The organism is Haloarcula amylolytica (assembly GCF_049705545.1).
In the GTDB taxonomy this organism is placed as follows: Archaea; Halobacteriota; Halobacteria; order Halobacteriales; family Haloarculaceae; genus Haloarcula; species Haloarcula amylolytica_B.
This window is the reverse complement of sequence record NZ_JBNAMU010000001.1, coordinates 883,370-903,230: the sequence shown is the minus strand read 5'-3', so window position 1 is coordinate 903,230 and position 19,861 is coordinate 883,370. Positions and strand designations below refer to the sequence as shown.

The 19,861-nt window shown below is 65.8% G+C and carries 23 protein-coding genes; 14 read left to right on the top strand and 9 right to left on the bottom strand.

The window, feature by feature from the left end:
- Positions 1-4: 4 nt before the first annotated feature.
- The 4 genes from ACOZ4H_RS04860 to ACOZ4H_RS04845 are packed head-to-tail and all read left to right on the top strand — an operon-like array spanning position 5 to position 4,488.
- On the top strand, positions 5-958 hold the full coding sequence (locus tag ACOZ4H_RS04860; RefSeq protein ID WP_424328236.1) for an ABC transporter permease: 954 nt from the start codon (positions 5-7) through the stop codon (positions 956-958).
- Between the two features lie 2 nt (positions 959-960).
- The gene (locus tag ACOZ4H_RS04855) at positions 961-1,998 is read left to right on the top strand and encodes an ABC transporter permease (RefSeq protein WP_424328235.1); all 1,038 of its coding nucleotides are present in this window, start codon (positions 961-963) and stop codon (positions 1,996-1,998) included.
- A complete protein-coding gene (locus ACOZ4H_RS04850; protein ID WP_424328234.1) occupies positions 1,998-3,179 on the top strand; it encodes an ABC transporter ATP-binding protein in 1,182 nt (393 codons plus the stop codon). The genes ACOZ4H_RS04855 and ACOZ4H_RS04850 overlap by 1 nt, the downstream gene beginning before the upstream one ends.
- Positions 3,172-4,488: an ABC transporter ATP-binding protein gene (locus tag ACOZ4H_RS04845; protein WP_424328233.1), complete on the top strand. Its 1,317-nt coding sequence runs from the start codon at positions 3,172-3,174 to the stop codon at positions 4,486-4,488. The genes ACOZ4H_RS04850 and ACOZ4H_RS04845 overlap by 8 nt, the downstream gene beginning before the upstream one ends.
- Before the next feature lie 44 nt (positions 4,489-4,532).
- Here ACOZ4H_RS04845 and ACOZ4H_RS04840 read toward each other — a convergent pair whose 3' ends face one another.
- Entirely contained in the window at positions 4,533-6,884 is a 2,352-nt protein-coding gene (locus tag ACOZ4H_RS04840; protein ID WP_424328232.1) for a PAS domain S-box protein, read from the bottom strand.
- A 211-nt stretch (positions 6,885-7,095) separates the two neighbouring features.
- Between ACOZ4H_RS04840 and ACOZ4H_RS04835 the strand changes: the two genes are divergently transcribed.
- Positions 7,096-7,626 (top strand): hypothetical protein, encoded by a 531-nt coding sequence (locus ACOZ4H_RS04835; protein WP_424328231.1) that lies wholly within the window; start codon positions 7,096-7,098, stop codon positions 7,624-7,626.
- 33 nt (positions 7,627-7,659) lie between these two features.
- Here the strand turns inward: ACOZ4H_RS04835 and ACOZ4H_RS04830 are convergent, their stop codons facing one another.
- Complete coding sequence (locus ACOZ4H_RS04830; RefSeq protein WP_424328230.1) at positions 7,660-8,715, bottom strand: DUF4350 domain-containing protein; 1,056 nt, start codon at positions 8,713-8,715, stop codon at positions 7,660-7,662.
- Positions 8,708-9,667 (bottom strand): S49 family peptidase, encoded by a 960-nt coding sequence (locus ACOZ4H_RS04825; protein WP_424328229.1) that lies wholly within the window; start codon positions 9,665-9,667, stop codon positions 8,708-8,710. The genes ACOZ4H_RS04830 and ACOZ4H_RS04825 overlap by 8 nt, the downstream gene beginning before the upstream one ends.
- 127 nt (positions 9,668-9,794) lie before the next feature.
- On the opposite strand from ACOZ4H_RS04825, the gene ACOZ4H_RS04820 reads away from it, so the two are divergent.
- The 4 genes from ACOZ4H_RS04820 (at position 9,795) to ACOZ4H_RS04805 (ending at position 13,095) form a co-directional block, all read left to right on the top strand.
- Positions 9,795-10,679: an aldo/keto reductase gene (locus ACOZ4H_RS04820; RefSeq protein ID WP_424328228.1), complete on the top strand. Its 885-nt coding sequence runs from the start codon at positions 9,795-9,797 to the stop codon at positions 10,677-10,679.
- Positions 10,676-11,404 carry a class I SAM-dependent methyltransferase gene (locus ACOZ4H_RS04815; protein ID WP_424330334.1) on the top strand — a complete coding sequence of 243 codons (729 nt, stop codon included), beginning with the start codon at positions 10,676-10,678 and terminating at the stop codon, positions 11,402-11,404. Before ACOZ4H_RS04820 ends, ACOZ4H_RS04815 begins: the two co-directional genes overlap by 4 nt.
- Before the next feature lie 491 nt (positions 11,405-11,895).
- Positions 11,896-12,222 (top strand): cupin domain-containing protein, encoded by a 327-nt coding sequence (locus tag ACOZ4H_RS04810; protein ID WP_424328227.1) that lies wholly within the window; start codon positions 11,896-11,898, stop codon positions 12,220-12,222.
- Positions 12,223-12,300: 78 nt separating this feature from the next.
- The gene (locus ACOZ4H_RS04805) at positions 12,301-13,095 is read left to right on the top strand and encodes an HpcH/HpaI aldolase family protein (protein WP_424328226.1); all 795 of its coding nucleotides are present in this window, start codon (positions 12,301-12,303) and stop codon (positions 13,093-13,095) included.
- A gap of 25 nt (positions 13,096-13,120) precedes the next feature.
- Here ACOZ4H_RS04805 and ACOZ4H_RS04800 read toward each other — a convergent pair whose 3' ends face one another.
- Both ACOZ4H_RS04800 and ACOZ4H_RS04795 read right to left on the bottom strand, forming a co-directional pair.
- Positions 13,121-14,140 (bottom strand): transcription initiation factor IIB, encoded by a 1,020-nt coding sequence (locus tag ACOZ4H_RS04800; RefSeq protein WP_424328225.1) that lies wholly within the window; start codon positions 14,138-14,140, stop codon positions 13,121-13,123.
- Positions 14,141-14,290: 150 nt separating this feature from the next.
- Entirely contained in the window at positions 14,291-15,076 is a 786-nt protein-coding gene (locus ACOZ4H_RS04795) for a helix-turn-helix domain-containing protein (protein ID WP_424328224.1), read from the bottom strand.
- A 95-nt stretch (positions 15,077-15,171) separates the two neighbouring features.
- Here ACOZ4H_RS04795 and ACOZ4H_RS04790 point away from each other — a divergent pair, with 95 nt between their 5' ends.
- Positions 15,172-15,573: a hypothetical protein gene (locus tag ACOZ4H_RS04790; RefSeq protein ID WP_424328223.1), complete on the top strand. Its 402-nt coding sequence runs from the start codon at positions 15,172-15,174 to the stop codon at positions 15,571-15,573.
- 15 nt (positions 15,574-15,588) lie between these two features.
- On the opposite strand, the gene ACOZ4H_RS04785 is transcribed toward ACOZ4H_RS04790, so the two are convergent.
- Complete coding sequence (locus tag ACOZ4H_RS04785) at positions 15,589-16,368, bottom strand: DUF7537 family lipoprotein (protein ID WP_424328222.1); 780 nt, start codon at positions 16,366-16,368, stop codon at positions 15,589-15,591.
- A 90-nt stretch (positions 16,369-16,458) separates the two neighbouring features.
- Positions 16,459-17,421 carry a C-terminal binding protein gene (locus tag ACOZ4H_RS04780; protein WP_424328221.1) on the bottom strand — a complete coding sequence of 321 codons (963 nt, stop codon included), beginning with the start codon at positions 17,419-17,421 and terminating at the stop codon, positions 16,459-16,461.
- Positions 17,422-17,585: 164 nt separating this feature from the next.
- Here ACOZ4H_RS04780 and ACOZ4H_RS04775 point away from each other — a divergent pair, with 164 nt between their 5' ends.
- Positions 17,586-17,858, top strand: a complete 273-nt coding sequence (locus ACOZ4H_RS04775) for a ubiquitin-like small modifier protein 1 (protein ID WP_424328220.1) — start codon at positions 17,586-17,588, stop codon at positions 17,856-17,858.
- A gap of 25 nt (positions 17,859-17,883) precedes the next feature.
- Here the strand turns inward: ACOZ4H_RS04775 and ACOZ4H_RS04770 are convergent, their stop codons facing one another.
- Entirely contained in the window at positions 17,884-18,285 is a 402-nt protein-coding gene (locus tag ACOZ4H_RS04770) for a MoaD/ThiS family protein (RefSeq protein WP_424328219.1), read from the bottom strand.
- Positions 18,286-18,376: 91 nt separating this feature from the next.
- Between ACOZ4H_RS04770 and ACOZ4H_RS04765 the strand changes: the two genes are divergently transcribed.
- The 3 genes from ACOZ4H_RS04765 (at position 18,377) to ACOZ4H_RS04755 (ending at position 19,506) form a co-directional block, all read left to right on the top strand.
- Positions 18,377-18,745: a hypothetical protein gene (locus ACOZ4H_RS04765; protein WP_424328218.1), complete on the top strand. Its 369-nt coding sequence runs from the start codon at positions 18,377-18,379 to the stop codon at positions 18,743-18,745.
- A gap of 127 nt (positions 18,746-18,872) precedes the next feature.
- Positions 18,873-19,127, top strand: coding sequence for a hypothetical protein (locus ACOZ4H_RS04760; RefSeq protein ID WP_424328217.1), 255 nt, complete (start codon positions 18,873-18,875; stop codon positions 19,125-19,127).
- 10 nt (positions 19,128-19,137) lie between these two features.
- The gene (locus ACOZ4H_RS04755; RefSeq protein ID WP_424328216.1) at positions 19,138-19,506 is read left to right on the top strand and encodes a hypothetical protein; all 369 of its coding nucleotides are present in this window, start codon (positions 19,138-19,140) and stop codon (positions 19,504-19,506) included.
- Here the strand turns inward: ACOZ4H_RS04755 and ACOZ4H_RS04750 are convergent.
- The gene (locus ACOZ4H_RS04750; RefSeq protein WP_424328215.1) at positions 19,490-19,855 is read right to left on the bottom strand and encodes a hypothetical protein; all 366 of its coding nucleotides are present in this window, start codon (positions 19,853-19,855) and stop codon (positions 19,490-19,492) included. The genes ACOZ4H_RS04755 and ACOZ4H_RS04750 overlap by 17 nt on opposite strands.
- Positions 19,856-19,861: the final 6 nt, after the last annotated feature.

Genomic DNA, 19,861 nt, shown 5'->3' with positions numbered 1-19,861 from the left:
CACGATGAGTCTCAGACGCTTCATCGCGGTTCGCGTGGCCGCGACGGTGCCGATACTGTTCGGCGTCTCGGTGCTCACGTTCGCGCTGGTCCACCTGACGCCGGGAGACCCCATCGACCAGATGGTCGCGCTGAACCCGCAGATCTCGGCGGCCGAGGAGGCGGCGATACGCGCCAGGTACGGCCTCGACGGCCCGGTCTGGCAGCAGTACCTCACGTGGATAACCAACGTCCTGCAGGGCGACCTCGGGACGGTCATCAGCGTCGACCAGCCGGTCCTGCCCTACATCCTGGCCCGGCTCCCCGAAACCGTCGCGCTGGGGCTGTTCGGCTGGGCCATCGCCCTGCTCATCGCCATCCCGGCCGGCATCTACGCGGCGGTGAACAAGGACACGCTGGGCGACGACCTGTCGCGGGTGTTCGCGCTGTCGGGCATCTCACTGCCGAACTTCTGGCTCGGCCTGATGCTCATCCTCGTGTTCGCGCTCTGGCTGGACCTGTGGCCGGTGCTGGCCCCGGACAAGCCGCTGCTCTCCCCCGAGATGCTGTGGTATCTCGTCCTCCCGGGCGTCACCATCGGGACGGCGTCGTCGGCGACGCTGATGCGCGTGATGCGGTCGTCGATGGCCGAGGAGCTGAACAAGGAGTACGTCACGGCGGCCCGGGCGAAGGGGCTCCCCGAGCGGACGGTCGTGTTGAAACACGTCCTGCGGAACTCGCTCATCTCGGTGACCACTATCGCCGCGTTCCTGACCGCGAGCATCTTCGCGGGGGCCGTCGTCGTCGAGCAGGTGTTCGCCTGGCCCGGGCTGGGCCGGGCCTTCGTCGGCGCTATCGTCGGCCGCGAAGTCGACCTCATCATGGCGATCACGCTGTTTACCGGCGTGACGATTATCCTCGCGAACCTGCTTGCAGATATCATGTACGCCGTGTTAGATCCGCGAATCCGCTATGACTGACTATGAGTACTGACCGAGGACGCATCCGGATAACGGGGTTCGACGCCGACCGCGTCGAGCGCCGCGAACCGCTGTCGGACTGGACAGAGACGAGAGATACGGAGACGGAAGGCCGCTGGGAGCGCGCCTGGCGCGAGTTCCGCCGGAACCGCAGCGCGATGCTCGGGCTGTACATCGTCGCCGCGATGTCGCTGCTGGCACTGCTCGCCCGCCCGATCACGGTTGCGGGCGTGACAGTCCAGCCGTTCTCGCTCGCGCCGTACGACCCGAGTGCGATCCTGTACGCGCAGGGCCTCGACGTGAGCGCCTACGAGGCCCCGTCGCTGGCCCATCCCTTCGGCACCGACGGCTCCGCGCGGGACGTGTTCTCCCGCGTGCTGTACGGCGGCCGGTTCAGCCTCTCTATCGGCTTCATCGTCGTCCTCGTCACCGCCGCAATCGGACTGGTGTACGGGGCGATTGCGGGCTACTACGGCGGCTGGGTCGACGAGGTGATGATGCGGCTACTGGACCTCATCTTCGCGTTCCCCGGCCTCCTGCTGGCGCTGATTATCGTCGCCGTACTCGGGAAGGGGTACTGGGAGCTAGTGCTCGCGTTCACGGCTATCGGCTGGGCCGGCTACGCCCGGCTGATACGCGGCGAGATTCTGAAAGTCAAGGAAAACGAGTACGTGATGGCGGCGAAGGCGCTCGGGGCGCGGGACCGCCGTGTCATCTTCAGGCACGTCGTGCCCAACGCCGTCGCGCCGCTCGTCGTCCAGGCCTCGCTCTCCATCGGGACCGTCGTCATCGGGGTAGCGGCGCTGGGCTTCCTGGGCCTCGGTCTCCCGCCCAGTTCCGCCGAGTGGGGCACGATGCTGGACCAGACCCGCGAGACTATCGTCCAGGGGCCGGGCGGGTCGATTCCCTGGTGGGTCACCGTCTTCCCCGGCGGCGCGATCTTCCTGTTCGTCATGTCGATGAACCTCATCGGCGACGGCATCAACGACGCGCTCGACGCCCAGGAGGGCGAGGACGTGGCCCGCGGGGGCGAGGTCTGATGGCCCTGCTCGAAGTCGAGGACCTCACGGTGAACTTCTACACCGAGGCGGGCGTCGTCACCGCCGTCGACGACCTCTCCTTTCGCATCGAACGCGGCGAGAAGTTCGGCGTCGTCGGCGAGAGCGGCGCGGGCAAGAGCGTCACCGCGCTGTCGGTGATGCGACTCATCGAGGACCCCGGCCGTATCGAGAGCGGGACCGTCCGCTTCGACGGCGAGGATCTCATGGAACTGTCCGAGTCCGACGTGCGAGACGTGCGGGGTAACGACATCGCGATGATATTCCAGGACGCGGGGACCGCGCTCAACCCCGTCTACACCGTCGGCGAGCAGATCGCCGAGGCGATCCGCCATCACCTCGACTACGACGACGCGGCCGCCCGCGACCGGGCCATCCGGCTGCTCGATGACGTAGGCATCCCGGAACCGGCGGCCCGCTACGACGACTACCCCCACGAGTTCTCCGGCGGGATGCAACAGCGGGTCGTCATCGCGATGGCGCTGTCCTGTGACCCCGACCTCCTCATCGCCGACGAGCCGACGACGGCGCTCGACGTGACCATCGAGGCGAAGATACTGGACCGCCTCGAACGCCTCGCCGACGAGTACGACACGGCGATTCAGCTCATCACCCACGACCTCGGGGTCATCGCAGAGATGTGCGACCGGGTGATGGTGATGTACGCCGGCCGCGCCGTCGAGAAGGCGACCGTCGAGGAGCTGTACTACGACCCGAAACACCCCTACACCGTCGGGCTGATGAGCGCCATCCCCCGGATCGGCGACCGGCAGGACCGCCTCCAGACGATTCCCGGCACCATGCCGGACCTGGTGGAAGTGCCGTCGGGCTGTAGCTTCCACCCCCGGTGTCCCTTCGCCGAGGAGGCCTGCACGCGCAAACGGCCGCCGCTCGTCGATCCCGACACCGGGGACGGCGTCGGTCTGTCCGACCGGGCAGCAGCCTGTCTGGCCTACACCGGCGACCTCGACGGCGAACTGGATTACGAGGTCGAAGTGAAAGGCCGGGACACGCCGCCTGACGACAGCCAGCCCGACCCCCGCGTCGGGCGTACGGACTCCGAGCCGCTGCGTGCCGATTCCGACCCGGTCGGTACTGATACCGACCTGCTGGACCAGAATGACGACGCGGACGACGATTCGGGAGGGCGGCAGGATGGCTAAGACAGCAGACAGTCCCATCCTCGAGGTCGAGAACCTCACGAAGTACTACGAGTCCGGCGGGGGCATCGTCGACACCCTGCTGGGCCGGAGCCGGGAGGTAAAGGCCCTGGACGGCGTCGACCTGGCGCTGTACCCCGGCGAGACGCTAGGCATCGTCGGGGAATCCGGCTGTGGCAAGACCACGCTCGCACAGAGCCTGTTGCGGCTCATCGAGCCCACGGCCGGCACGGTCCGGTACAAGGGCGAGGACCTAACGGCGGCCTCTGACGACCGCCTACGGGCGCTCCGAAAGGACATCCAGTACATCTTTCAGGACCCCTTCGCCAGCCTCAATCCGCGGCTGACCGTCGGGGACATCGTCGGCGAACCGCTGGACATCCACGACATCGCCGAGGGCGAGGCCCGGACCGAGCGGGTCAACGACCTGCTGGAAACCGTGGGGCTCAATCAGCGCCACGCCCACCGCTACCCCCACGAGTTCTCGGGCGGCCAGCGCCAGCGCATCGGCATCGCCCGGGCCCTGGCCGTCGACCCGGAGGTCATCGTCTGCGACGAACCCGTCTCGGCGCTTGACGTGAGCGTCCAGGCCCAGATTCTGAACCTGCTGGAGGACTTGCAGGACGAGTTCGGCCTCTCGTACATCGTCATCGCCCACGACCTCAGCGTGGTCGAACACGTCGCCGACCGCGTGGGCGTCCTCTACCTGGGTGAGCTCGCCGAAGTGGGGCCGACCGAGTCGGTGTTCCAGCCGCCGTACCACCCCTACGCGGAGGCGCTGCTATCCGCCATCCCGGAGCCGGACCCCGGCTGGAAGGGCGACCGAATCCTCCTGTCGGGCGAGGTCCCGTCGCCGCTGAACCCGCCCTCGGGCTGTCGGTTCCACACCCGCTGTCCGAAGATTATCCAGCCCGAGGGGACCGACATGGCCCAGTCCGAGTGGCGCGCGCTCATGGACCTGAAACAGCGGCTCCGGAGCGCCGACTCGCTGGAAGCGGTGACCGCAGTGCAGGAGGGCGTCGAGGACGAGGACCGCAGTCAGCTCTCGCGGTCGGCCCTCGACACGCGGGTTCGCGCCGAGTTCGACCTTCCGGACCCGATCGGAGACCGTGCGGCTGAGGAAGTGTTCGGGACAGTTATCGACCACCTCCGCGACGACGCTTTCGAGGCCGCGCGGGCGGCGCTGAACGACGCCTTCGAATCCCCCTGTGAGCGGACTGATCCCGCGCTGTTCGACGTTGGCGAGGACCACGGAATCGCCTGCCTGCTGTACGGTGACGACCATCCAGATTCGCCGACACGGACTGGGTAGTCCGGGACAGGACACCAGTGCAGTGACCCGCCACGCGACCGACCCTACTCGAACTCGACGCCGGTGATTTCGAAGCGTGCGCCGCCGTCGGCGCTTTCTGCCACGTCGATCGACCAGCCGTGGGCATCTGCGATGCGGTCGACGATCGCCAGCCCAAATCCGGAGCCGTCCTCGGAAGTCGAGTAGCCCGCCTCGAACAGTGTCTCCCGCTCGTCGTCCGGGACGCCGGGACCGTCGTCGGCGACGTAGAAGCCTTCCGCAGTGGTACCGACGGTGACGGTCACACCCCCATCCCCACGGTCAGCAGCGTCCCCTGGCTTCGGCTGGCTGCTCGTCGCACCGTGGTTCACGCTCGTTTGGGCCTGTGAAGGTGGCTCCGTCGATCCGTGCTCGACACTGTTGTCGGATTCCATCCGACTGCTCGTGGCACCATGTTCCACACTGTTCCGGAACAGATTCTCAAGCAGTTGCAGCAGGCGCGGCCGGTCGGCGATAATCGTCCCTTCCCGGCCGTCAGTGTCGGTGAAGGTGAGTTCCCCGTCCAGGGTGTCCTGGGACACCATCTCCCAGGCATCCGCGACTGCGTCGCGAAGCGAGACCGGTCCTGTCTCCTGGATGTCCTGTCCCTGGCGTGCCAGGAGTAACACGTCATCGATGATGCGCTCCATCCGGTCGAGTGCGGTCTCGATCTGTTCCAGGTGGCTCTCGTCACCGGTTGTCCGCGCGAGTTTCAGTCGCCCCTGTGCCACGCTCAGGGGACTACGAAGGTCGTGGCTGACGACACTCGCAAACTCCGCAAGCCGGTCGCGCTCGCGCTGTAGTTCCTGCTCCTGATTGCGGATGTCAGTGATGTTGCTCGCGACGCCGAACACGGCGACCGGGCTGTCCGGGTCAGACCGTTCGCCGGTATCGTGTATCGGGACCTTCGTCGAGAGGTACTGGCGGGACTCGCCGGCAATGACGATGCGCTCCTCGACCTCCAGCGGCTGCCCGGTTTGCAGGACTGCACGGTCGTTTGCCCACACCGTGTCAGCCATCTCTTCGGGGAACAACTCGTAATCCGTGCGGCCGACGATTTCCTCGTCGCCGAGTCCAACCATCTCCCGATAGCCGTGGTTGACGAAGATGTACCGCCCCTCGTCGTCTTTCATGAACATCGGGGTCGTGGTGTTTTCCAGGATCGCCTCGAGCCGGCGCTTCATTACCTCCAGTTCACGCTCGCGTTCCTTTTGTTCGGTAATGTCGTGATGGACGCCGACCATCAGCGTACTGCCGTCGTGCTCGATAGGCTGTCCCCGGACGGACCCCCAGCGCACGTCGCCGTCAGCGTCGATGACCCGGAACTCCCCGTCGTAGATGCCGTCCGTCTCGACTGCGTGCTCCATCTGCTCGCGGACTTCGGGGCGGTCTTCCGGATGGATCACGTCGAACACGGCCGACAGGGTGCCGTCGAACTCCCCGGGCTCGAAGCCCATGAGTCGTTCGAGCGTGTCGCTCCACGCGACCTCGTTCGTCTCGCAGTCCCACTCCCAGACGCCCGTTTCGCTGGCCTCGAGGGCCAGTTGCAGACGCCGTTCAGTTTCCTGTAAGTCGTGTTTCCGTTCGCGCTGGTCGGTGATGTCTGTCAGCGTACACACGACGCTCTCGACAGCGCCGTCGTCGTCAAACAGCGGTGCGCCGTTCACCGAGAGTACCTTCTCGGTACCGTCCGGCCAGTGGATCTTGTGCCGGGCGTCGTACAGGGGTTCGCCGGTGTCAAGCACCTGCCGAAACGGGAGCTCCGCGTCCGGTATCGGGTCGCCGTCGAGGTCGCGAATGTCCCAGTCCGGGTCGTTGTACGCCCGGTCTTTCACCTCCGACTGCGACAGGCCGAGGACGTCCACAGCGCGCTGGTTGGCGAAGACGAACTGCCCGTCGCGGTCGAGCTGCACGACACACGACGGGACGGTCTTGAGAATCTGTTCGAGGCGATGTCGCCGCCGCTTGACCTCGGTCGCCGACTGCCTCGCCGACACTGCGTTCTGGACCCGATTGGCCAGCAGTGTGTACTGGTCTGTCCCGCCTTCCTTCTGCAGATAGTCAGTGACGCCAGCAGAGATAGCGTCACTCGCGACCTCCTCGCTCCCTTTGCCGGTGAACAGAATAAGCGGGAGTTCAGGGCACTCCTCGCGAACGGCTTCAAGGAACTCGATACCGTTGCGACCGGGCATGTCGTAATCCGATACGATGCAGTCAAACGCTGACGCTTCGAGCCGTTCCAGGGCCTCTTCGGCGTCCGATGCCGTCTCAACGCGGAGTCGGTCGTTCTCGCGCTCGAGGAACGCGGCAGCCGTCTCCGCAAAGTCCGGCTCGTCGTCGACGTGTAGCAGCCGAATCGTGTCGCTTGTCGAGGTCATCGGGACAGATAGCTTGCTGCTATCTCAGTGGTCAGGCCACTTAGCATGTTTGGCTGTGTGTCACATGCGGTGTGTCGCAACACCAAATGGACGAGAGTATTCCGGGGATTCCTCCCGCCCTACTGCCTGCTGCGTAGATGTGTCCGAACACGCCAGCACAGTCGAGCCGGTCCGAATAACACTTTTGGGCGCGCCGGTCTGCCTTCCGATAATGCGTCGCATCTACGACTCGGGGGCGCTCCACCGTGACGATGAGGAGCCACAGGCACCCACCGAGCGCGGGACGCGGCCACAGGCCGCACGCAGTATCGACGGCGGGGCCTGGAGCGACTTGCTGGTGCCGACGTGGCTCCGCTATCGCGCGGTGACGGTCGATATCGAGGTCCCGCAGACTGCGTATCCGGCGGGAGCCGGGGTGCCGTTCGTCGTGACGATGAAGAACGCCCTCCCGGTGCCGGTAACGCTACCGACGGACTCGCCGCGGCCGTGGACGTGGTACGTCAATGGAGTGCCCGAGGCATCCCACGTCGACAGTGTGCCCGACGAGGACGGCAGCCTCCGGTTTGACCGCGGCGAACGAAAGCGGTTCAGGCGACAGTGGGACCGGATGTTCCGGGTCAGCGACGACGAGTGGGAGCCCGCACCGGCCGGGGAGTACACCATCGGCGCAGGGCTGAGCGTGGCCGACGCTGCCAAGCGTGGCCTGTACAGCGAAACGACGGTCAGCATTGGCGATCAGTAACGACGCGAGCGATCGCGTTCCGAGCAGCCCGGGTCAGGTCCCGCTCGGCGTCGGTTCAGGTGTGGGCGTCGGGCCGGGGGTCGGCTCCGGTGGTGTTTCGGCCGGAGTAGAAGTATCATCATCGATCCCGAATCCGGCATCTGGGGTTGCGCCACCGCCCGGATCGGGTGCCTCGCCGTCGAGCAGGAACGAAAGCAGGTTCCCGATGAACACCTCGTTGTCGGCGTCGTATATCTCGGAGCTCCTGATAAACGTCGAGTCGGTGACAAACACCATGTTGTCGTTGCGGACGACTGTCGCGTACGTGCCGGTGCGCCGCGTCTCCAGCGTCCGGGTGCCCTCGGCAGCGGTGAACTTCGTCTCGGCATCCCCGTTCACGACCGCGTAGCCAGCGGTGTCGAACGTGATCGTCTCGACACCCTCGGTCAGTTCGCCGTCGTCGCTCGGCGACGCGTAGATGGCCTTGAAGTTGTTATCGTTGGCGTCGTCGTCGACGTTGTACAGCTGTTCGGCCCCCATCCGGACGCCGTACCGTTCGGTGGCGTTGTTTGCCCCGAACGACACCGTCGTCGTCGACTGGGTGAATCCGGTCGAGAGACGGGTCTGTGTCGGTTCGGCGAGGATGACGACACGGCCGCCGTCGTCCGTGTATTCCTGTAGCGCTTCGCGTTCGTCTGGCGAATAGCTTCCGAGCGGCTGGACGATGAGCACACCGTCGTACTGGCCCAGCGAATCGGCGAACGCGCCGGTGCTGGACGTACCGTACTCGATCGTGTGGCCCGCCTCGAACAGCGCCTCGGTAATCGGTTCGAGCTCGGATTCGGACACCTGGTTGCCGTGGCTCGTGTCGACAAGGATGCGCTTGTCACTCGCGTCGGAGTCGACCGATATCTCTCCGTCTTCGGGGTCGACTGGCGCGTTGACAGCGTCGGGCTGGTACTGTGACGGCGACTGGCCGTCGATAGACTGGCCGTCGGGCGGCCCCGACGACCCCGGGTTAACGACTGCGAGGAGGAACGTGCCGGCCAGTAGCACCACGAGAACGACGATAAACACGGCCAGCGGTTTGACGATACGGCCTTCAGTCATTGCGGATCACCGTTGCGTTGTTGTCCTCGGCGGGGATTCCCCAGACGGCGTAGTACTTCACCGGTTCCCGGAAGGTCGTCTCACTGTCGTCGGGATGGACGAGATACGTCACGTTGTTCGCGCCCTGCACGGTCTCGGCGCCGGCCGGGACGACGATGACGTTGAATTCGGCACCGCCGCTTCCCAGATACGACACGTCGTACCCGTCGCCCTCGATATCGTCTGAGAGTGCGGCGGCCCGCTCGATGGCCAGTTCGGAGTCGCCGATGCGGTCGGCGAAGCCGTTCTCGGTCGCCTGTGCACCGAGGTACGTGTTCCCGTTAGCGACTTCCTCGCGGGAGACGGTCAGTTGCTCTCCCCGGTGGCGCATGACCGTCCCGACGAAGGAGCGCTGGAGCACCTCAATGTCCTCTCGGAGGCCGTCCTTACTCACCTGGGCCTTGTCCGGCCCCGAGCGGACGAACGTCTCGCCTTGCTGTTCGACCTGCTCGATGAGGCTCAGCGGGGCCTGAACGATGACGCCGATGCTGCCGACGTTCGAACTCGGCTTGACGACGATCTCGTCGGCCGGGACAATGCCGTAGTAGCCGCCAGACGCAGCCGTCCCCTCGACGTAGGCGACGACGGGCATCTCGCTGGCGGTCCGGTTCACAGCGAGGTATAGCTCCTCGCTCGAGTCGACGGGACCGCCGGGGCTGTCGACCCGGAGGACGACCGCCTCGATGGATTCGTTGGTCTGTGCCTCGCGGAGGTCCTGCTTGACGGCGTTGACGTTGGCGTCGGTCGTCCCGCCGCGAAGGGTGACGACGGCGACGCTCGGGTCGTCGTCACCACCGCTTGGCACGCCGTTCCAGATGACCGGCGCGAATATCGCGGCGATGACGAGGGCGAGCGTAACCGCGATCACGTACGACGCCGTCATCGCCGAGAACAGTTGTTCTCTCCCAAACATCTATACATCCCGTTCGGACCGAGAGAGTAATAAACCACGGCCGGGTGTCCCTGTCGCAGTCCGGCGCGGCAGACTGACTGGGACAGCAGCGACCAACGGTTATTGGTCTCCGGGTCGTGCAGCCAGTATGGAGACCCGAGCGCTGGGCAACACTGGACAGGAGAGCACGGTGCTGACGTTTGGCTCGATAGCACTCAACTGGCTCGAACAGGAGGGCGCGAACCAGCTGGTCGAACTCGTGTTGGACCACGGCGTCAACCACTTCGACGTGGCACCGACCTACGGCGACGCGGAGCTGAAACTGGGGCCGAAGCTCCGCCAGTACCGCGAGGAGGTCTTCCTTGGCTGTAAGACCCAGGAGCGCGAGTACGAGGGCGCGGCCCGGAAGATCGACCGGTCGCTGAACCGCCTCGGCATCGACACCATCGACCTCTACCAGATCCACGGCCTGGAGTACGAGGACGAACTGGACACGATCACCGCCGACGGCGGCGCGCTGGAGGCGATACGCGAGGCGAAAGCGGCGGGGAAAATCGACCACATCGGGCTGACGAGCCACGGCAACCCCGGACTCATTCTGGACGCCATCGACCGCATCGACGACCTTGAAACGGTCATGTTCCCGCTGAACCCCGTCGTCGCCGGCAAGGACGACAGCGAGTACGATTACGAGGCCGTCCTGGACCGCTGCGAGGCAGAGGGCATCGGCACGCTGGGAATCAAGGCGTTCGCGAAGGGGTCGTGGCCGTCGACCGACGAACTGGCTGAGGCCGACCGCCCGTACGCGAACTGGTACGAGCCGGTCGACACGCCGGCGGTCATCCGCGAGCGGTTCGACTTCGCCGCCGCCCAGGGCCTCGATACCGTCGTCAGCCCCGGCGACCCGAAGCTCGTCGCGATGGTGCTCGACGCCGCCAGTCGCTTCGAAGGAATGGACGAGGCCCGCCAGCGCGCGCTCATCGAGGAAGCGCGACACGACGACAGCCCGGTGCCCGAGCAGCTGCACCACTGAGCGTGGACAGCGTTCCGGAGACGGTGACGGCCGCCCTCGCCGACCGGCAGGTCGAGGGACAGGTCTGTCTCGAAGCCGGGGCCGGCGTCGGGAACACGACGGCTGGGCTGCTGGCCGGGGGTGCAAAGCGCGTGTACGCGGTGACGAACGGCGCCGACCACGCCGCGGTGGTCCGCGAGCGCGTCGGCGACGGGAACGCCGACCGCCTGGCCGTCGTCGAGGCTGACCTCCGGTCGACCCCGCTTTCGACCGACAGCGTCGACCTCGTCACCGCCCACGGGCTCTGTAACGTCCTGCCGCCGGCCGACCTGGACGCCGTCGCGGCCGAACTGACGCGGGTCACGAAGCCTGACGGCCACCTCGTTGTCGACGACTACGCGGTGCCGCCAGCCGGTGCAGCCGTCAACCGACTGTTCGCGCTGGAGAACGCCGCCGCACAGGTAGTCGACGGCCGGCCGGCGCTGACGTTCTACCCGCCCGCCGTGCTGGCCGCGGTGTTCGCCGACCACGGTTGGACTGTCGAGCGAAAGAAGACCTTGCTGGAGCCTGTGCCCTGGACCGAGGCGCATTTGGACGCCCACGCGGAGGTGGTGCGTGAGTACGCGGAGATGCTTCCGGATTCGCTTGGGGAGCCACTGGCCGCGATGGCCGAGGATCTGGTGTCTGCTATCGGCTCCGAGCGAACCGGGACGATGTACAGTCTCGCGTTCCGGCTAGCGGAGTGATGAGTTGCTTGTATATTTCGTGACGAGAGTTCGAACAGCCAGAAAGCCCCGAGACGCCGGGCTACTGTGACTCGCTGCGCTCCTCACTACGTTGCGGTGCTTCCGTCGTCTCGTACGCCCAGCGTCTCGCCCTTTCAGTCCCACCTGTGGCCGGCTGGTCAATCCAGGCTGGGTGGGACTGAAAGGGGCGTCGTCGGCGTGGTCCGAGGGAGCAAAGCTCCCTCGTCATCACGAAAGAGCGCGGGGCGCTCTTTCGAACGACTGTGCGCCGACTGCTCGGGAGACCTCTGGTCTCCCGGTGGCTGGCTGAACGACGGCGGACGACGCAAGCACTGCAACGAACGTAGTGAGTGAAGCGCGCAGCGAGGCCCCCAAGTTCAGCCAGCCGGGGCTTTCTGGCTGTTAGATAATACACTCACTCAAGAAACGAAAAGAGACACAGATTTTCCTGGCAACCGAACGGCTAAGGAAGCGCCGCCCCACGTGCCGGTATGACACTCGAACGATTGTCCGAGTTCGACGCCGAACCGGCAGCAGGCGAAGTTATCGACGGGGAATTGGCAGTGACCGACGACGTACTCGTAAAGGCGTTCGCGCTGGGGCCGGACGCGACAATCGACCCGCACGAACACGACGGCGCGACAAACGTCTTCCACGTCGTCCGCGGCGAGGTGACGGTCCAGCAGGAGGACATCGAAGAAGCCATCGCCGCGCCGGGGGTCGTGCTGAACGAGCGCGGGCAGGCCCACGGCGCGCACAACCACACCGACGAGATCGCCGTCTTGACCGCGAGCCTCTGTCCACTGCCGGGCCAGTAAGGAGTTGCTGGCGAAGTAGCAGAACTGGTCGGCCGTTTCCGCACCACGCTTATCGGTATTGCATTTCACTGACATGCTATGGCCGAACCACTGCCAACGAACGGACTGCGCAAGACAGTCGACAGCGGCGGCGTCGCGCTGGGCGTCCTCGACAACACCTACAGCCCGACGCTGGTAGAGTTCTACGGGGACCTCGGCGTCGACTTCGTCTGGCTCGACTTCGAACACGGCGGGCCGGACCCGTGGGACGCGGCGACCGTGGAGAACCTCCTGCGGGCGGCCGACGGGACCGGGACAGAGTTACTGGTCCGCCTGCCGGATACGTCCCCGACGCTGGTGCGGAAGGCGCTGGACCTGGGAGTCAAGAACGTCTTCCTGCCGCGGGTCGAAACTGCCGACGAAGTCAGGGAAGCCGTCAAATCGGGGCGGTTCCGGTACGATGGCGACCCGGGCGACCGGGGACTGGCCGCTCCCCGAGCGCGCCGCTGGGGCCTGGGTGAGAACTACATCGAGGCCTCGGACGAGGAGACGCTGGTCGGGACCACAATCGAGACGAAGGAGGCGGTGGAGAACATCGACGCGATTCTGGACGTGCCCGAGCTCGGCTTCGTGTTCATCGGGCCGTTCGACCTCTCAGTCGCACTCGGGCATCCCGGCGAAATCGACCATCCGGAAGTGGAGGAGGCGGTGGAGTCGGTCCGCTCGGCGGCCGTCGAGGCGGGTGTCACCGTCGGCGGGCTCGGCTTCGGGATGAACGATGTAAACGAGAAGGCCGAATCGGGGTACCAGATACTGCACGTCGGGAGCACGACCGGCGCGGTACAGAACGCTGTGCGCGGGTGGCTGGAGGAGTTCGACGGGGAACGGGGCTAAGGGAGGAAAAGCGGTAGCGGCCGTATCAGGCGCTCGCGCCGGATTCAGCGCCGCTCGTCGCGTCGACGGCGCTGTCGTCGAGTTCCGACTCGGCTTCGAGCAGTTCGCGGTAGCGCTCGCGGATGGTCACGGTGCTGATGTCGGTGGCCTCGCTGACGGTTTCCTGGGTCATCTCTTCGCCGAGCAGCAGGCCGGCGGCGTAGATGGCCGCGGCGGCGAGGCCGACGGGGCTCTTGCCGCTGTGGACGTTGGCCTCCTTCCCCGCCTCGATGAGGGCGCGGGCCTGGCGTTCGAGAGCGTCGTCGGCGTCGAGTTCGGAGACGAACTTGCTGAGGTAGGTCGCGGGGTCCGGCGGGCCGACCTGCAGGGAGAGTTCGCGGTTGAGATAGCGGTACGCGCGGGTGAACTCCATCTCGTCGACGCGGCTGACGACGGCCATGTCGTCGAGCGTCTGCGGGAGGTTCGCCTGCCTGACCGCGGCGTACAGCGCGGCGGTGGCCATCCCCTCGATGGAGCGACCGGGCAGCATCCCCTCGTCGAGGGCGCGGCGGTAGATGACGCTGGCCGTCTCGCGGGCGCTCTCGGGGACGCCGAGGGCGCTCCCCATCCGGTCGATCTCGCCAAGCGCCTGCTTGAGGTTACGCTCGGCGTGGTCGCGGGTTCGGAACCGCTCGTCCCACGTCCGCAGGCGTTGCATCTTCTCGCGCTGGCGCGTCGACAGGGAGTTGCCGTAGGCGTCCTTGTTCTGCCAGCCGATGTTGGTCGAGAGGCCCTTGTCGTGTTTCATCTCGGTCGTCGGCGCGCCGACGCGGCGCTTGTTGTCGCGCTCCTGGCTGTCGAAGGCGCGCCACTCCGGGCCGTGGTCGATCTCGTCTTCGTCGACGACGAGGCCGCAGGATTCACAGACCGTCTCGCCGCGACTGTCGTCGGTGACGAGGCTCCCGCCACAGTCCGGGCAGGCGTGGCCGGTACTCGCCTCGGACTCAGCCTGTTCGTCCACACTGTCACCGCGTTCGTCGGGGGAATAGATGCTGCGTGTCGTCATAGTGTGTCTCTGCGAGCGCGTGGGACGCCCGCGGTCGTACCCAATTGTAGGGGTGCATCCTGCATGAGAACTCGTTTGGCATATGCCGAACTTCGGACAGGGAGTCCGTGGTAGCGGCGACGAATCGGCTAAAATACGGCCCGTCAGCGGTTATACGCCGGAGCGACCGATACGGAGCCGTCCGCCCTCGGCGACCTCCTCGTCGGCCTGGACCGGTCCCATCGACCGCGTGACGAACGACCGGACGATCCACGCTTCGGCCCGCTGGAGGCGGTACTGGAGCGTCGACCGCGACACGTCAAGCGTCTCGGCGAGTTCGGTGAGTGAAGTGTCCCGGGGCGTCCGGTAGTAGCCGTGTTCGACGGCAGCCTCGACGGCGGCCTGTTGTTCGGGCGGCAGCTCCGCCAGCGTCACGGCCTCGTCGACCCAGTACGACGGCGAACTGAGTTGCCGGAACTCGACGGTGAGTCCCTCCCGGAGTTCGGACTTCATCTCCTCGAACAGCCCGTCGACGCCGGCGTCGCTGCACAGGAGCAGCCGCCACTCACACCGGCTCCCGCGGCGTTCGGTCTCGACGAGGACACCGCGGCCGACGTGGTCGATGGCCAGCCGCGGAATCGAGTGACAGTCACCGGCTTCCGACCGGTAGCTGTACACCGTCCGGACCCCGGGGTCCGAGCCGATGACCTCGTACGTCCAGTCGGTCTTGCAGTTGCGGGTCCCGATGCACTCGGTGCACTGGACCGGGTCGTCGTACACGTCGTCCAACTGTTCGAGGGCGGTCTCCGGGCCGGCGACCCGTTCGAGCCGCCACATCCCGTCTCGTGTGACGTTGCACGCGATAGTCCGGGAATGGGTGTCCGGGTAGTCGATGAACACGTCCATCACGGGGTCGACGTTCCGCTCGTAATCGATAGTGAAGATGAACTCTCGCATATACGTCCCGTTGCGTGTCGAGCGGCTTATACGCACGGTCTCGTTCGGCGTATGCCAAACCAACCGTGATTACTACGGGAGGCTATCGAGAGAGTATGTCGTGTCCTGTCTCCCCATCTACTGGCGAGTCGCCCGGTGGGCCGGTCACCGGCGGCGCGCCGGACGACTCTTCATCACGTAGCCGCGGATATGAACTGCCGACGCACAACTGGCGACACACCGTCATCTACGGGGTGGTGTTCTGGGCGGTCGTGGCCGCTACGTGGCTCGCCGTGCCGGCCGGCCACCCGTTCCAATTGGGCGTCACGCTCTCCGGACTGTTCGCGGCCCCGCTGTTGCCGGTCGCGCTCTGCTGTGATTACCGTCAGGCCAGGCGCGTCGGCACATGTGACCCAGGACTCCGCGCGTATCTCTCGAATCTCGTCCGAGATATCAAGACGGCAGTCACCGGCCAGAGCGCCCTCGGCGACCAGCGACGGGAGTTCATCCGCTGCTGAGTTCGGTCCTACCACTCACGCGGCTGTATCCGTCTGCTGGGCCCGCGCCTCGTCGAGCCAGTCCGGGTCGGGAACAGCAGTCGATCCGACGTCGGTGACCTCGTAGCGCCACTCGACTGAGACCGTTTCACCGTCGTCAGTTTCGCCGGTCAGTGTCCACGCTGTCTGGCGTGCCAGCCCGTCTGCATCGACCAGTATCACGACGGTGAAGTCGGTCACAGTCACGTTCTCGCCGGACCCGAACGCACCGGCACCGATCTGCCGCCAGGTCGAGAGGTCTGAGTACTCGTAGCGGTCCACCGTGACGCCATCGAAAGTCTCTGTCCCAACCAGACGGGCGTCGTCGACTGACTCGTAGCTGAGCGTCCCGCGGTCGACGGCGGACTGGAACGAGGTGTCGTCCTGGGGCCTGACCTGATAGAACGCTTCGCCGTCGGTCTCGTACCGCGTGTAGGCCGATCCGTCGGCGACGAACGTCTCGAAATCGGTTCTGGCGTCCGGCCCGGACATCGTGAACGTCTCTATCGAGCGGTTCGCCTGCAGGTCCACCTGATAGGCGTTCGTTATCGTGGTCGTCTCGCCGGCCTCAGTCGTCGAGTACGACCACGTCGCGGTGAAACTGCCCGCGTCTCGCAGGAGGCGGTCCGTCGCTTCGACCGAGAGGTCGCTCCGGTCGACGGGAGCGGCCCCGCCGTCGGCCACGCCGGTCCCGTCATCCGCCGCTGGCTCCCCGCCGACACAACCGGCGAAAGCGACCAGTGACAGCACCAGCACAGTAAGTAATCGCGTTGTCATGTCGGAGGAGAGGCTGTCACAGGAGATAAGCTAGTATGGTTGATACGACTGTTTCGGATGGCACGGGACTTGCGTTCAGAGAGCGCGACGCTACAGCCAGTCGGTCTCCGGGTCGATGCGGTTCGGCGGCGTCTCGCCGGCCAGCGCGGCCTCAACGTTCGCGGCGACGGCGGCGTTCAGGTCGTCGCGGGCTTCCTCGGAGTACCAGGCCGCGTGGGGCGTAACGATGCAGTTGTCCAGGCCGACCAGCGGGTGGTCCGCCGTCGGCGGTTCCTCGGCCAGCACGTCGAGGCCGGCGGCCGCAATCGTCCCGTCGTCCAGCGCCGCCCGGAGCGCCCTCTCGTCGACGAGGCCGCCGCGGCCGGTGTTGACGAGGACGGCGTGGTCGCGCATCGCCGCAAGCGCGTCAGCGTCTATCATCCCCGCCGTGCTCTCAGTCAACGGCGCGTGGAGGGAGACGTAGTCGGCCCGCTCGTACAGTGCCTCCAGGGTGACTTTCTCGACACCGGCTTCGGCCATCTCCTCGGCATCGACGTACGGGTCGTAGGCGATCACGTCGAGGTCGAACCCCCGCAGTTGGTCGCGTACCCGCCGCGCGATGGGGCCGAAGGAGACGAGGCCCAGCGTCCGGCCGCGGACGCGATGTACCGGGCGGGTCCGCTCCCAGCCCCAGCCGCCGTCGCGAACGTCGCGGTCGTAGGCCGTGAGCGTCCGGACACAGTCGAGTAGCAGCGTCACCGTGTGGGTTGCGACCTCGTCCGTGCAGTACTCGGGGACGTTCGTGACGGCCACGCCGTTGTCCGCCGCCGCGGACACGTCGATGTTGTCGATACCGACGCCCGCTCGCGCGACGATCTGAAGGTCGTCCAGCGCGTCGAGCACCGCGGCAGTGACCGGCGTGTTCACGTCCACGACGAGCGCCGCTGCACCGGCGGCAGCGTCCCGGAGCGCGTCCTCGTCGTCTGTCTCCGCGACAACGACATCGGCGTCGAGTTCCGCCTGCAGTCGGTCGATATCTATCATCGGATCATCGCTTGCAACCACACGTTCCATAGGCGGAGTCATGGACTGGGACGCTAAAACGGGTCGAAATCGTTCCCATCGAATAGGAATTCGAGGTCCATGATAGATTGAGTACAACGAGCAAACCAGTTGTTCGTTCGAGCCACGCGGTCCGAGCGCCGTAATTTAAGCCACTCGACCGCCAATCCAGCGGTATGCAAATCGAGCTGCGGTTTTTCGCCAACTTCCGGGAAGCCGTAGGGCAGAAAACGGTCCAGCGCGAGTACGAAAACGGCCTACAGGCGGGTGACGTACTCCGACAACTCTCCGAGGAGTTCACCGAGATGGACCTGTTCGAGGACGGCGAACTGCGGGAGTACCTGACGATTCTCCGGAACGGAACGGATATCACCCATCTCGACGGGCTGGAGACCGCGCTGGAGGACGGGGACGAACTCAGTGTGTTCCCGCCAGTCGCCGGAGGGTAGGTCCTGCTAGAGTCGGTTGCCCGAATCAGCAGCAGAAAATAAACGGAAACATCAATCCGACGCGGTCGCCGGCGTCCAGTTCCGTGTCCAGTCCGTCGAGGTGTTCGTTGAACTCGCCGTTGACCGCCACTCGCGCGTAGCATCTGGTCTGCTCGCCTTCGGGGTTTTTCGCCCAGTCGCCCGGCAGGTCAGCCATCTCCGGGGCCCAGCCCTCGGTGGTGGCGTCGGCTTCGGTCTCCGCGATGAGCATGTCGCTCACGTCGTACTCCCGGAAGAACGCGTCGAGGAAGTCACGTAGCGTGTCCCCTTCGAACGTGTATGACAGCGACGGTTCGCCGACGGCCCGACGAACATGGCCGGTACACCTGACCTCGACAGTGGTCAGGTCCGGTGCCGACGACTGTCGTTCTACTGTCTCACTGCTCATACGTTTACTACAACCCACCGACACAAATCAGTGGAGGCGAACATGTTCGTCTACCGCTGGGATTTATTGGCCGCGAACTCTGTGTGGCGGTATGGACGATATCGAACTGGGGATTCCATCCGGGATTGTCGACTCGCTACCGCCGGACAGCGAGGACACGAAACGCGATATGGAGCAGGCCGTCGGTGGCTGGGAGCGAGAGCTCAACGCTGCCCTCGATTCGACGGAGCCGGCCAGCGCCGTCGTCGATCACATCGAGCAGTTCGAGAACCGGTGGGAGGCCTACGACGAATACGTCGTCGAACTCCGAGCCTGGGGCCAGTCACCCATCTACGCGATGGCCTGGCGCGACCTCCACGCCGCCGTCATCGCCCAGATTTACGACCACGAGGACTTAGACGAGCGAATCAATCGCGAGCGCAACGCCCGCATCGTCGACGACGGCATCCGGCCGGGATAGAGTGTATCCGTCCGGGGTAGGCCGTTGCCGTCCGGGAGAGGTGGAGCCATCCGGGATAGCGCGGTTGTGGCAAACGAGCGCCGGACCGCCGATAGGTTTAGACGACCGCACCCGTAACGACCACGTAATGGAGCGTGAACGGAGTTTTCGCGGCATCTCGGCACGGGCTGCTATCGGCTATCTGGAGAACCTGGGCGGCGAGCAACGCGGCGAAGCGACCGTCGAAGGTGACGGCTGGGCGGCAACGCTCTCCGAGGAAAAAGTCGCTATCGGGCCGAGCCTCCAGCTCAACGAGGTGACGATCCAGTTCGACGGCGAGCCGGAGACGCTGGAGCCGCTCATCGAGAAGTTCGCACAGAAAGCGATGCGGGCGGGCGGCTGACCGGGGCGCGATGGCCGACCCGTCGTACCCCATCGAGGGGCAGATTGTCCTGCTGGCCGGCACACAGGCCAGCGTGCCGCTCGACCAGCTCCCTGACCTGCTCGGACGGGTCCAGTCGTATCTCCGGGCGAACCGTGCGACCTACGACAGGGAGTACGAGCGCATCAGCGGTCCCAGAGAGGCCGATTACGTCTGTGCCGAGTCGGGCCACTGGGACAGTATCGGCACGGAACTCGGGCTGAGCGACCGCGAACAGGACGCGGTTCGGCGGGCCCACGTCGCCCAGTTCGAGCGCGACGGCCGGCGGCTGGACAGGAGCGAGGAGTTCGAGACGACGCTTGAAATCAGGGACGTGCTGGCGGTCAGCTCCGAACCGTAATCGTCTCCAGCACGCGCTGGGAGAAATCCGTCTCCGAGAGGTCGCCGTTCTCGAGCTCGTCGATCCACTCGCTGTCGACGGACCACTCGCCGAGTTCGGTGTTTTCGAGGTCTGTCACGGTCGCCTCGATGTCAACCCCGGACCAGTCATCGGCGTGCAGGTCCCGGAAGACGTTGATGACGCGACCGATCTCTCGGTGGGGGATGACGGCCGCTTCGTCGGCCGAGATCGACTCGTAGGTGAGCCGGTACGTATCGCCCTCGTCGTCGAACTCGGTGACGTAAACGCCGTGGCTGGTCAGTCGGGACTCTACCTGAAATTCGAAGTCGTCGATGTCGTCCTTGCGCATTAGAAA